Below are 12,558 nucleotides of genomic sequence, written 5' to 3' on the forward strand. Positions count from 1 at the left end.
TCGCTACTTCCTCTTGACCATGCCGAGTTGGAGCCAGACGCCCGAGGTGAGGCGCAGCGCGTCGCTGTCGTCACCGGGGAATCCGCTGAAGCGCGTGGTGTTCACCACCTGCGTGTTGACGTAGTCCCACAGCTGGATCACCGGAAGATCCTGGTTGGCGGCCCTGGCGAGAGTTGAGACGATCTTCTTCTGCTCCGCCTCGGGTGCGGAGTTCAGCTTGACCGTCAGCTCTCCGGGGTTGATCCTGCCCTCGCCCGCGAGCTGGACGGTCTCGGCACCGCCCATCCAGTTGCCCTTGGTGCCGGGGGCGACGTGCGTGAGTTTGCCGCCGAAGAGCTGCCAGCCGTTCTGGGCTCCGTACAGGCGCTGGTAGATGTTGTACGGGGCGGGTCCGAGCGCCACCAGCCAGAACCCGAGGTCGTACTTGCCCGCCGCCATCTCCTCCAGGTAGAGCGGGTAGTCGGCGGTGGTGACGACCTCGGCGTCGATGCCGGCGTCGTTGAGCTGGCTGGTGACGGCCTTCGCACCGGCCAGCCAGTCGGAGAAGGACGCGGGCACGTTGATGGTCATCTTCCACGGGCTGCCGTCCGGCATCGTCCACCTGCCGCCCTTCTTCTTCATGCCCGCGGCCCACAGCTCCCGCTCGGCCCTGGCGGGGTCGGTCCGGTACGGCTCCAGTGCGGCGAGGCCGTCACCCAGCCACGCCTTCGCGGCCTCCTGGTGCAGGCCCGAGGTGGTGACCGAGGCGGTGCCGCCCTCGGGGGAGGCGACCTTGGTGACCTGCTCGCGGTCGATCAGGTAGGCCAGCGCCCGGCGGACGTGCACGTTGTCGTAGGGCTTCCTGGACTGGTTGAACGCCAGTGCCTCGCTGACCGGTGAGTAACCCCTGACCACGGCGTTGCCCGGGGTCTGGGTGATGCGCCTCATCACCCCGGCCGGGACCGCGGTGAACGGCGCGCTGTCCAGCCTGCCGGCGACCAGGTAGTTCCAGACCTGCTCGTTGCCCGTGTAGTTGAGGATGCGCACCTGGTCGGCGGCGACGTTGGCCGCGTTGTGGAAGTACCTGTTCTTGACCAGCAACGCCTCACCCGGATTGACACGCTTCAGGACGAACGGTCCCGCGGAGACGTCCTGGGCCGGGGCGAAGGCGATGACCTTCTCCGCGAGGCTGGTGATCCCGGCCCGTGCCGCCTCGGCCCCGGGGGCGTCGCTCTGCGCGACCTTCAGCCTCTCCCAGAAGTCGGCGGGCAGCACGCCGCCCCAGATGTGCTTGGGGACGATGACGGTCTCCATGACGCCGCGGACGAAGGCGGAACTCGGGTTCTCCGCCGTCTGAGTGATCTTGATCGTCTTGTCGTCCACGATCTTGATGTCGGAGGCCGTGCCGGCCGCGGAGGGGTCGAGGGCATATGCGGTGCCGCCCTGGGTGTAGGCCAGGCCGATGGAGAACTTCACGTCCTCCGCGGTGATCGGCCTGCCGTCGGACCACTTTCCGTCCGGGTGGAGCCTGATGGTGATCGAGGATCGGTCCGGGGCGATCTGCCAGCTCTTCGCGACCCCCGGGTAGAACCGGTCCGGGTCCGTCAGGTGGTTCTTGGTCCACCCGAGCCACTCGGCGTTGTAGCCGCGGAAGGTGTTGCCCTTGGGGTTGTACGGGTTGATCGGCGCGTTCGCGTCGATGCCCGGCTTGAGCGTGTCGATCGTGGTGAAGACGGCGCTCCCCACGGAGGCGGAGCTGTCGGCGCCGCCCGCGCCGCCGCCGCAGGCCGCGGTGACGGCGGCGAGGCCGAGAGAGACCGCTGCCGCTACTAGTCGTTTCATGAACGCTCCGTGGGGTGTTCTCCGAGGTCAGGGCATCTGTGGGGAGGTATCAGGCGTTGTCCGGACCTTACGTTCACCTTGACGGTTGCGTCAATAAACTCCACTTTTGTGGAACATTTTGTAGCTTTCCTTCATTCCCCGTTTACCCTTCCGCGGCGCCGCCCTCGCGAGCCGGACGATCGCTCCTCGGCCGGGAACGCCCGCTCCCCCGGCTGAGGAGCGGAAACACCGGAGGGCCGGACGCCGGGGCGGCAGGACACCCGTGGCGGGCGGCTGAAAGTTACACCCTCGCCGGGGATCGCGCCGCAGGTCAGGGCACTCCCGGCGGGCGGCCGGCTTCCCGCTCCCGCCCTGGGCCGCCTAGCATCGGGCCCCATCGAGGCGGGAGCGGAAAATGCGACGAAAGACGCACGGAAGCGGCACGATCCTGGCGGTTCTGACGGCCGCGATGACCGCGGTCGCGGCCCTGGGACTCCTCCTGGCCGCCACGGCGATGCCCGCGCAGGCGGCGGCCACCAGGATCATGGCACTCGGAGACTCCATCACCGGTTCCCCCGGATGCTGGCGGGCCCTCCTGTGGAACCGGCTCGTGAACGCCGGTCACACCAACATCGACTTCGTCGGCACCCTGCCCCCGCAGGGCTGCGGCGTCGCACACGACGGGGACAACGAGGGGCACGGCGGGGCGCTGGTCACCAACGTCGCCGACCAGAACCAGCTCCCCGGCTGGCTCTCGGCGACCACACCCGACATCGTGCTGATGCACTTCGGCACCAACGACGCCTGGAGCAACCGTGCGACCGCCACCATCCTGGCCGCGTACGGCAAGCTGGTGGACCAGATGCGGGCGAGCAATCCCAGCATGAAGATCCTCGTCGCCCAGATCATCCCGATGAACCCGAGCACGTGCGGTGAGTGCGCGCAGCGGGTCTCCGCGCTCAACGCGGCGATTCCCGGCTGGGCGGCGGGCAAGACCACCGCTCAGTCACCGATCGTCGTGGTCGACCAGTGGACGGGCTTCAGCACCGCGGCCGACACCTACGACGGCGTGCACCCCAACGCCTCAGGGGACCAGAAGATGTCCGACCGGTGGTTCCCCGCTCTGGCCGCCCTGCTCGGCTCGGGACCGTCCCCGACGATCACTCCCACCCCGACGCCGACCGTCACGCCCCCGCCGGGCGGCTGCACCGCCACCTACCAGACCACCAACCAGTGGCCGGGCGGCTTCCAGGGCGAGGTGACCGTCAAGAACACCGGCGCGGCGGCCGTCACCGGCTGGAGCGCGCGGTGGACGTTCGGCGGACAGCAGATCAGCCAGTCATGGAACGCGACGGTGACCCAGTCCGGCACCGCGGTCTCGGCGCGGAACGCCGCCTGGAACGGCTCCCTGAACCCCGGCGCGACGGCGACCTTCGGCTTCATCGCCTCGGGGACAGGCTCCCCGGCCCCCTCGGTGTCCTGCACGACCGGCTGACCGGTCCGATCGCCGTACGGCCGGGTTCCGACGCGCACACCCGGCCGTACGGCTTCCCGCGCACCCGGGACCGGCTCCGCGGCGCCGCACGCCTGTGCGGCGCCGCGGGCGCGTACGGCGGGACGCGGGCGCGCCGCGGAGCGCCACGCGCGGGCCGGCCCCCCGGCGGCACCCGTCGCGGAACCGGCTCGCGCGGCGGCCGGACCTGTTGAACCGCCGCTCAGTCCCGGCCGCCCAGCGCGCCGGGAAGCCGCTCCAGCAGGCTCTTCAGGTCGTCGGCGTGCTCCTCCTCCTGGGCCAGCAGATCCTCGAAGATACGCCGGGTGGTCACGTCTCCGTCGCCGAGCCAGTTGACGATCTCGGTGTAGGAGGCGATCGCGATCCGCTCGGCGACCAGGTCCTCCCTGACCATCTCGATCAGGTCGAGGCTGTCGTCGTACTCGGCGTGTGAGCGCGCGGTCAGCGTCTCGGGGTTGAAATCCGGCTCGCCGCCGAGCTGGACGATGCGCTGGGCGAGCCTGTCCGCGTGTTCCTACTCCTCCGCGGCGTGCTCCAGGAACTCCGCCGCCACCACCCCCGCGTGGATACCCGAGGCGGTGTAGTAGTGCCGCTTGTAACGGAGCACGCAGACCAGCTCGGTCGCCAGGGCCTCGTTGCACACCTGGATCACCCGGGGCAGGTCGGCACCGTAGGCGGCCGTTATCGGACCCTTATCGATCTCCTGACGCGCCCGCGCCCGGATCTCCTTGATATCAGTGAGGAATTCAGCCATGCGCCTGCCCCTACCCGGAATCGGCCTCTTTTGACATCCTTCTTCGCGGGTAACGCTCGACGGTTCGAGCGTCGCCGCCCCAGGTGGCGGAGGGGCCGACGGGGGTGGCGGACGCCGATGGACCGTGCGGTCCGGCGCCTTCCGGGTCATGCCTGGACGCGGGGGCCGTGAATATTTCTGCCATTCACAAAAATTTTCCGCGCTCGAACCGGGTACGGAATATCAAAGCGTGTGCGACGCGCCAGAAGAGGCTCGGCCGAAGGGCTACGAGCACGCCTCAGGCGTGGAGCGACACTCCGAAAGGTTTCGGATATGCTGCCGAGCATGTCAGGTAAGCCTCGGGTGACGATCGCCCGCATCGCCCAGGAGGCCGGGGTCTCCGCGCCCACGGTCTCCAAGGTGATCAACGGCAGGTCCGAGGTGTCGCCGGAGACCCGCAGGCGGGTCGAACGGCTCCTTCACAAGCACGGCTACGTCCGCCGCGCCACCGGCGCCGACGGCCCCGTCGGCCTGGTGGACCTGATCTTCGCCGAGCTGGAGAGCCCCTGGGCGATGGAGCTCATCCGCGGGGCCGAGAGCGCGGCCGCGGAAGCCGAGGCCAGCATCGTGATCTCCGTCCTGCACACCCACGCCGGTCCCGGCCGTGACTGGCTCGACCGGCTGGCGGCCCGCCGCACCGACGGCGTGATCATCATTGGCTCCCGGCTCTCGGCTCAGCAGTACGGCCAGCTCAACACCCGCTCGATCCCCTTCGTGGTGGTCGACCCCGAGGGCGAGCCGGCCCCCGGCGTGGCGTCGGTGGGCGCGACCAACTGGCAGGGCGGCCTGAACGCGACCCGGCACCTGCTGGAACTCGGCCACCGCCGGATCGGCATGATCGGCGGCCCGCCCGACGTGCTGTGCAGCCGCGCCCGCATAGACGGCTACCGTGCCGCGCTGGAGACCGCGGGCGTCGAGGTCGATCCCGCGCTGATCCTGCACGGCGACTTCCTCGTCGGCTCCGGTCACGACCACGGTCACGCCCTGCTCTCGCTGCCCGACCGCCCGACCGCCATCTTCGCCGGCAGCGATCTGCAGGCCTTCGGCGTCTTCGAGGCCGCCAGGCAGCGCGGACTGCGCGTCCCCGACGATCTGAGCGTCGTCGGCTTCGACGACCTGCCCCTTTCCAGGTCCGCCTGGCCACCGCTCACCACGGTCCGCCAGCCCCTGGAGGAGATGGCCTTCCTCGCCACCCGCATGGCACTGGGCATCTCCCGCGGCGAGGCTCCCGAGCCCCGCCGGGTCGAACTCTCCACCGACCTCGTCATCCGGGAGAGCTCCGCGCCTCCGGCGGGCTAGCGCGCGAGTCTCACCGAGCTTCACCGGCGGCCTGCCGCGGCCGCCTCCGGAGCGCCGTCACGGGAGCGCCGTGCCGCCGCTCCGCTTCACGTCAATTACGACGCGCCTCTAATCCCGCCAACTCCTATGGCGAATTACCCCGATATTTCATGCGATCTCGCGATAACGCTTCTCCCCTATTACCTTTTCTCATACGGTGACTCTGCCGCTAAAAGCCCCCGAATAATACCGGTATGTGGCCACCAGTGACAGGGGAGAAGCCCATGGCCGCTTCACGATGGAGAATCACTCGTCTCGCACTCGTCCCGCTGCTCACCGGCGTTCTGATCGCGGGCCTCACCGGGACCACGACCGCCGCGACGGGCGGGAACGCCCCGCTGAACGCCTCCGCCGCGAGGAACCTCGACGACATCAACCAGGACATTCGCAGCGCCCAGTACGTCGTCAATCGTTTCTGGGCGACGCACTGGTCCGAGTTCTTCCCCGGCTGGTATTCACCCCCGCGCGTTCTCGGCGGGTACGACGGCGCGCGGAGCAACGCGCCGAGATGCCAGGGATCTCCTCTCCCCGATGACAACGCCCTGTACTGCTGGCCGCCCTACGACTTCATCGCGTGGGACGTCGACCTGATGCGAATGGGATACCGGCAGGGGGACGCCTGGGTCTACCTGATCATCGCGCACGAATGGGGCCATGCCGTCCAGGCTCGTATTCCACGGAGGCTGCTGTCCCGACGAGTCGAACTCCAGGCCGACTGCCTCGCCGGGGCGACCCTCTTCGGAGCCGCCGAGGACGGCATCCTGTTTTTCGAGACCGGCGACACCCAGGAGATCGCGGCGGCCCTGCGGCAGCACGCCGACGACACCCCCTGGACCGACGTGAGCGACCACGGCAGCGCCTCCCAGCGCCTGAGCGCCTTCAACCGGGGCGCGCGCCGGGGCGTGGGGGGATGCTTCACCTGACGAAGGGCTCTCCCGAGATCCCGGCCGTCCTCGCGAACCCGCCCGTTCGGACGCGCTCCCCGTCCCGCGCGGGGCCGGACCCGCGCGGGACGCCGACCCCGTCACGGGCCCGTGATCCCTCCGCGGCGGGTCCGTACCGGATCGAGACGGCCCCGCGCCGTGCACCACGGGCCCAGGGCCTCTCCGCCGTCAGGCGGAGCTGTGTGCCGGGCCCCACCTCGCCTCGGCCGGGAATCCTCTGCCCTTGAGGCAGCGAAGGGGGTCGGCCCTCTTCCTGGAGAGCGACTCGGCGCCCCGCCGGTCGTCCGGCAGCACCTGCCAGATGGGATCACGCCGGATGACCGGCCGGTTCCGTTCCGGCTCCGCCTCCGAGATCGGCGTCCAGAGCGTGCGGACGCCATGCTCGTTGACGAGCCTCAGCAGGGTCCGGCACCCCGGGCAGCGGATCCTTCCGGTGCCGAGCTCCTCGCGCCGGGCGGTGAAGTAGCCGTAGTGGTCCACCCCTCGCTCGTCCCACGCCAGATCCATGTGCCGATCCCAGTCGACCTCCGCGGCGGTTCCGCCCTTCGGGGCGCAGACCGGGCAGGGCACCCGCATCTCCTCCCAGAACCGCGGGCCGGCGAGTTCCGGATCGCGCCTGCCGACGTGCCTGACCGCTCCGGCGACGATCCTCCCTCCGTCCGCCGCTCGCCCGCGGATCTCCGGAGCGGTGGTGATCGGATCGGAGTTGTTGATGAGCCTGGCGAAGCGATCCGCGTGGACGTCACCCAGGCGGGGGACGCCCAGGACGGTACGGGCGGTCAGGTGCTCCAGTCGCCGGATGGCGCCCGAGGGCCGGGCGACGTACGCGGAGGTGATCATGGGAGGCGTGGAGCCGCGTGGCAGCAGCCACAGCGTGGCCAGCAGTTCGCTCACCGCCCAGAACGACGTGAAGTAGTCGGCGGCGGGATGGACGATGACCCTGCCGGTCGCGATGATCTCGTACATCAGCCGTGCCACGCCTTCCCACATCTGCTGCCGCGTGACCACCTCGGCCGGGTAGGAGTACTCGCGGGGCGGCACCATCCGCACGGTGACCGCGTGGGCCTTCTCGAAGGTGGCACGCCACTCCTCCGCCTTCCGGCGCCCGCCGTCGTGGAAACTGAGAAAGTAGTCGGCCGGGTTGTCGAACATCCAGTAGTGCCCCGACGGGTGCGGCGACGGCGCCCGGTCCGCCCCCAGCGCGCGACGCAGGTGCCGCTCCAGCCACTCGCCCAGCGCCGGGTTCTCCAGGGTCTCGCCGTGGACGGGAGCGTGGCTGGCGCGGGTCAGTACGTTGCGGGGCAACGGGCTGCGGCTGAGCACGATGCTGCCGGGGTCGAGCTTGGCGCGCGTGTCGAAGGCCGCGTAGACGTCCTCGGACCCCTCGACCGAGCAGTCCCACACGACGAAGGTCGACGTCCGCCGCGCCGCGAGCGCGACGGCCCCGCCGATGCCGGGAGGCACCACCACCAGACCGATCCCCAGCCTCGCGCAGATCGGCCGTATCCAGTCGTCCAGCAGGTCACGGCCGCTCTCGGTCGGCGGCACGAAGGCCGTCAGGGTGGCGTTCATCCGGCCGTCCCAACCGGCCCAACCGGCCCGGCCTGCCCGGCCGGTGCCGCCGGCACGCCCTGCGGCCGGTGGTCCACGCGGCCCGTCGCCGGCCGACGAACTCGTCGGCGTCGCCGGCCATCCCTCCCGAGGCTGTACCTGGAACCCATCTGATGCTCTCCCCTTGGCATGACGTTCTGTGAACGGCCCTCTCCGGCAGCGGAGGGTGTGCGGCGATCACCGGTCCAGATGGTTCTCCAGGAGGGTGACCAGCTCGATGACCCCGTGGAAGGGGAGAGGCGGCTCGGCCCCCTCGGCCTCGACGGTTCCGGCGATGTGACCGGTAGCGGTCCTCTGGACGTCTATGGTCAACCGCATTCCGGCCTCCCGTCGGCGGCGCCGCTCTCCTGGCGCTCTGGCAGACGCTCACGGTAGTCGCGGGAGACGCGGAAGGCATCCGGGTGGCACCCCTACGGATCAACCGGCGGGCTTCGACGCGCCCTGCCTCTCCGTACGCCGGCCCGGGAAGTGGCGCCGCTCCCCGGTTACTCTCCGGGGTCGGACAGGACGGCGCGAAGCTCGATCCTGCTGGTGACGTTCAGCTTGGCGTAGACGCGGTTCAGCTGTGTCTCCACGGTGCTGATCGCCACCGAGCGCCGCTGCGCGATCTGACGGGTGGTCATGCCCTCGCGGACCATCGCCACGACCTCGCGTTCGGCCCCGGTGAGGCTGCCGAAGGCCGCGCTGGGACCGTCCACCGCCAGCCTGAGCTCCCCCGCCGTCTTCCGGGCGAGGTCGGCGTAGGCGACGGCACCGGTGTGCTCGAAGGTGGCCAGCGCCCGTCGCAGCAACCGCTCCGCCTCGGCGTGCCGGCCCCGGGCGTGCAGGGAGCGCGTCGTCACCAGGTCGATCCTGCCGGCCTCGATCGGCAGGCCCACCTCTCCGGCCAGGGCGAAGGCTTCCTCACAGTCCCGTACGGCACGCGCGTGGTCACCGCGGGCGGCGGCGATCTGGGCCCGCACCCTGGCGATGGACATCAGCGTTGAGCGGCGCCCGCTGGAGGCGGCCCGGTCGGCGAAGGCGCCCAGGGCGGCGTCCGCCTCGTCGAGCCGGCCGAGCAGGGAGAGCGCGTCGGCGCCGACCGGGCCGAACAGGTGGGTACCGGGCTCCAGCGAGTCGTAGTGGAGCTCGATGGTCTCGGCCGCGCTGAGCAGCCGCTGGGCGTCGCCCTGGGCCTGAGCGATCGCCGCCCGCGCGCCGGCCGCGTAGGCGAGGCTCACCCTGCTCTCGACGATCGGCGCCCACTCCGCGGCCTGGCGAGCGTGCTCGCGCGCCCGGCCCCACTCTCCCCTGGCCGCGCGGGGGTAACACGCCAGGGAGTGCAGGAGGGCGTAGTCCCAGACCCGCTCGTTCTCCTCGGCGTCGCCGACGGCGAGCCGAGTGAACCTGACGGCGTCGTCGAGCCTGCCCCGCCGGTATTCGACCTCGCCCAGGAAGCCGAGCGCCTGACCCACCCGCAGCGCCTCGCCGCGCGTGGCCCGCGCGACGCTGTCATGTAGGTCGCTGAAGGCTCCGTCGAGGTCGTCGGTCCACAGCCGGATCATGCCGCGGGCCACCAGACCGTCCAGCCCGGCCGCCGAACCTGGCAGGTCGGCGTCCGCCAGGGACCACAGCGCCTCCTCGGCCCGTCCGGCCAGGGTCCAGCCCAGGGATTGGGCGAACCAGGCGAACGCCCGCACCCACGGCTCGCGGCTGCCCGCCGCGACGGCCGCCGTGCCGTACTCGACCATCTCGGGGTAGGAGATCTCGACCACGCCGATGATCGCCAGCTGGGCCGCGATGCGCGCCCGCAGGTCCGCGGGCGCGTGCGGGCTCTCCGCCCCGCCGTGCCCGGCCGCGCCCAGTGCCTTGACCAGCAGCAGCCTGGCCTCCGCGACGCGTCCGGAGATCAGAGCCTGGTAACCGGCGACGTAGTCGCGCCAGGGGCCCGCCGGCGCGGCGAGGACCTCGCCCTCGTAGCGCCTGGCGACGGTGGCGTCACCGCAGACCAGCAGGGTCTCGGCGGCCATCAGTACGCGGGCGACCCGATCGGGCCCCGGCGGGGTCAGTTCCGCGGCGTGGCGGGCGTAGACGGCCGCCAGTGGCAGCCTGCCCCGGGACAGCTGGGCCTGGGCCTCGCCCTGGGCCAGCGCGGCGAGTTCACCGTCCGTACCGCCACCGGAGGCGGCGATCCCGTGCCAGAGTGCGCCCGGACCTCCCAGCAGGGCGGCGTCGCGGTGCAGGGCACGGCGGCGCTCGACGCCGGAGTCGTAGTAGATGCGGTCCCAGACCAGCAGTGTGGTGAAGGCGAACTCCTGCCCCGCCGTCCCCGGGATCTCCTTGAGCAATCCGGCACCGACGGCCTCCGTGAGAGGAACGGTGACGTCGGCGACGCCGGAGAGCGCACGCAGGTCGGCCAGGCGGAAGCGGCGGCCGAGCACCGCCGCCGCACCCACGACCTCGCGGGTGCGGCGGGCACACGACGCCAGCCGCGCCACGACGGCCTGCGTCATACCGCGGGGGGCGGGCAGCGGGCCGTTGCCGAAGTTGATCGAGTGCATCTCCACCTGGTCCAGCAGGAGGATCGAATGCTGCGCGTTGCCGTCGGTGTGCTCGTGCAGTCTCCTGGCGCCTGAGGGGGTGAGGCCGTCGTGGCCTGTCGCGACGGCGAGCCGTACGAGATCTTCGGCGGAGAGCCCCTCGACCTGGAGCAGGCGTCCCTGCGGCGAGTCGAAGATGCGCTCCCAGCCCTCGTGGAGTTCCAGGGGTGGCGCGTCCGGGGCCGCTCCCGGCGCGTACCCGGGAGCCTGGTGGAGGACCAGCAGCATGACCTGGGCGTTGCGCAGGCGCCGGGCCGCCAGACGGAGCGCGATCATCGACTGCCGGTCGCCGCAGTGCGCGTCGTCGACGACCACGATCAGAGCGTCCGCGGCGGCGAACTCCGCCGCGAGGGCCTGGCCGACGAAGGCGGCCTCGGCCTGGCCGGCCAGTGTCCGGGCGAGCGCCGGGGTCGGCAGCTGCTCGGCGATCTGTTCCAGCACTCCCCAGGGATGGGCGAGCGCGTCCTCGTCGCCGAAGGCTCGCACGGTCCGCACCCCGGGGAGGGTCCGCAGGAAGCGCTCGACCAGCTCGGTCTTGCCGACTCCCGCCGTTCCCCGGACACCCACGATCCGTGCGTCGCGGTGTCTGGCCGCTCCCCACGCCTCCCCGAGGAAGTCGAGCTCCCGCTTCCGGCCGATGAACAGCGGAGAGGTTCTGCCGAGCAACGCAGCGCTCCCTTTTCACGTTTCACATGTTCTTGACGGTGATTATGAATCAGAGATCAACCCGTCGGCACTGATTTCACCCGAAGATTCTTCGCGGAGTGAATACGAATGAATTTCACATCGGCGGCGACGGGTGCGGATTCCGCTCTAAGGCACTAACGCGAGGGCACCCCGGAAAGCGGGCCGCGATCGCGCCGACCACCGGGGTGCGGCTCCGCGGGAGACCCGCTGCGCCCGGCATCGCAGACTCCCACCTGCTCTTTTTCCGACCTCACCGGCTGATTTCCCGCGCGGGGAACGATCCACGTTCGGGAGGGGGAGCGATTCACGAATACGGTCGACCCTAAAACGACCGCCACCCTTGATTCCCACACACATGGTATGGATTTTCCGCGACCGGCGAGTTTCGCGTCCGGTGATTTTACGATGACACGAGGTATCCAATGGCCCGCGTCATTACGCAGGGCACGCCGCGGGTGATTCCCTCGCCACCGGTGGTCAGGGTCCCGCTCGCCGCCCGCCTCGGGTTCAGCGGCGCCTGGCCGGTGTCGCAGGTCGGTCGGCGGCGGCGCGGTAACGGGGTCGAACACCTCGAACCGCGTTCCCGGGTCGCCGTACGCCCCCGAGGGGGTCTCGATCACCCGCGCCCGTAGTGGGTCCCTCCCCGATCAGTCGAGGTGGAAGACCTCCTCGAGCGAGACCATGCCCTCGTCCGGGCGGCCGTCGAGGCTCTCGAAGAACGGCGCCATCTCGGCCTGCCATCGGGCGTTGACCTCTGTCGCGGCCATGGCCTCGCGGGCCGCCTCGAAGTCCTCGGTCTCCAGATAGCCGACCAGCAACCCGTCCTCGCGCAGGAAGAGCGAGTAGTTGTGCCAGCCGGTGGCGCTCAGGGCGTCGAGCATCTCCGGCCAGACGGCACGGTGGCGCTCGCGGTACTCCTGGAGGCGCTCCGGCCTCACCTTCAACAGGAAGCAGACCCGCCGCATGGGATCGCCCTTCTCGGATGTGGCCCGCGCCCGGACTCGCCGGGCACGGACCGTGCCGGTGGTGTCCGTCAGCACAGGCAGGCCTCTACTGAAAAACGATTTAACACATTGAAGCTGGACACTAGAACCAAGCTCCCGGGGGTGTCAATGGCACATGAACACGCTGTTTCCTTAGCGTTACCCGGCACGCGCCCCGGCCGACCCCGCGTCTCCGAGGGCCCATCGCTCTCCACCGCCGCACATCCGGACCGCCATCTGTTGCCACGTTTTAAACATTTCGACACCTCGCGTGGCCTTCGCGACAGTGCCGGCCGCTCCGCGACCGCGG

General features: G+C 70.6%; 9 protein-coding genes and 1 pseudogene. 3 read left to right on the forward strand and 7 right to left on the reverse strand.

Features of this window, described 5'->3' with window-relative positions; genetic code table 11:
• Window positions 1-3 precede the first annotated feature (3 nt).
• A complete protein-coding gene (locus AB0K21_RS22785) occupies window positions 4-1,821 on the reverse strand; it encodes an ABC transporter substrate-binding protein (RefSeq protein ID WP_364152887.1) in 1,818 nt (605 codons plus the stop codon).
• Window positions 1,822-2,215: 394 nt separating this feature from the next.
• Here AB0K21_RS22785 and AB0K21_RS22790 point away from each other — a divergent pair, with 394 nt between their 5' ends.
• Entirely contained in the window at window positions 2,216-3,295 is a 1,080-nt protein-coding gene (locus tag AB0K21_RS22790; protein ID WP_343967059.1) for a cellulose binding domain-containing protein, read from the forward strand.
• A gap of 220 nt (window positions 3,296-3,515) precedes the next feature.
• On the opposite strand, the pseudogene AB0K21_RS22795 reads toward AB0K21_RS22790, so the two are convergent.
• Together AB0K21_RS22795 and AB0K21_RS22800 are read right to left on the reverse strand one after the other, a co-directional pair.
• Window positions 3,516-3,815 (reverse strand): annotated as a pseudogene (locus AB0K21_RS22795) (ferritin-like domain-containing protein); the annotation flags it as partial.
• 12 nt (window positions 3,816-3,827) lie between these two features.
• The gene (locus tag AB0K21_RS22800; RefSeq protein WP_364152890.1) at window positions 3,828-4,067 is read right to left on the reverse strand and encodes a hypothetical protein; all 240 of its coding nucleotides are present in this window, start codon (window positions 4,065-4,067) and stop codon (window positions 3,828-3,830) included.
• A gap of 324 nt (window positions 4,068-4,391) precedes the next feature.
• Between AB0K21_RS22800 and AB0K21_RS22805 the strand changes: the two genes are divergently transcribed.
• Window positions 4,392-5,405, forward strand: coding sequence for a LacI family DNA-binding transcriptional regulator (locus AB0K21_RS22805; RefSeq protein WP_343965403.1), 1,014 nt, complete (start codon window positions 4,392-4,394; stop codon window positions 5,403-5,405).
• 263 nt (window positions 5,406-5,668) lie between these two features.
• Window positions 5,669-6,367, forward strand: coding sequence for a neutral zinc metallopeptidase (locus AB0K21_RS22810; RefSeq protein WP_364152893.1), 699 nt, complete (start codon window positions 5,669-5,671; stop codon window positions 6,365-6,367).
• 189 nt (window positions 6,368-6,556) lie between these two features.
• Here AB0K21_RS22810 and AB0K21_RS22815 read toward each other — a convergent pair whose 3' ends face one another.
• The 4 genes from AB0K21_RS22815 to AB0K21_RS22830 form a co-directional block, all read right to left on the reverse strand.
• A complete protein-coding gene (locus AB0K21_RS22815) occupies window positions 6,557-7,960 on the reverse strand; it encodes a hypothetical protein (protein ID WP_364152896.1) in 1,404 nt (467 codons plus the stop codon).
• Window positions 7,961-8,176: 216 nt separating this feature from the next.
• Window positions 8,177-8,317, reverse strand: a complete 141-nt coding sequence (locus AB0K21_RS22820) for a hypothetical protein (protein ID WP_343965410.1) — start codon at window positions 8,315-8,317, stop codon at window positions 8,177-8,179.
• Window positions 8,318-8,484: 167 nt separating this feature from the next.
• Window positions 8,485-11,244 carry an AAA family ATPase gene (locus AB0K21_RS22825; protein ID WP_364152899.1) on the reverse strand — a complete coding sequence of 920 codons (2,760 nt, stop codon included), beginning with the start codon at window positions 11,242-11,244 and terminating at the stop codon, window positions 8,485-8,487.
• A gap of 668 nt (window positions 11,245-11,912) precedes the next feature.
• The gene (locus AB0K21_RS22830; RefSeq protein ID WP_343965421.1) at window positions 11,913-12,230 is read right to left on the reverse strand and encodes an L-rhamnose mutarotase; all 318 of its coding nucleotides are present in this window, start codon (window positions 12,228-12,230) and stop codon (window positions 11,913-11,915) included.
• Between the last annotated feature and the right edge of the window lie 328 nt (window positions 12,231-12,558).

The organism is Streptosporangium sp. NPDC049248, from assembly GCF_040678965.1.
In the GTDB taxonomy this organism is placed as follows: domain Bacteria; phylum Actinomycetota; class Actinomycetes; order Streptosporangiales; family Streptosporangiaceae; genus Streptosporangium; species Streptosporangium fukuiense.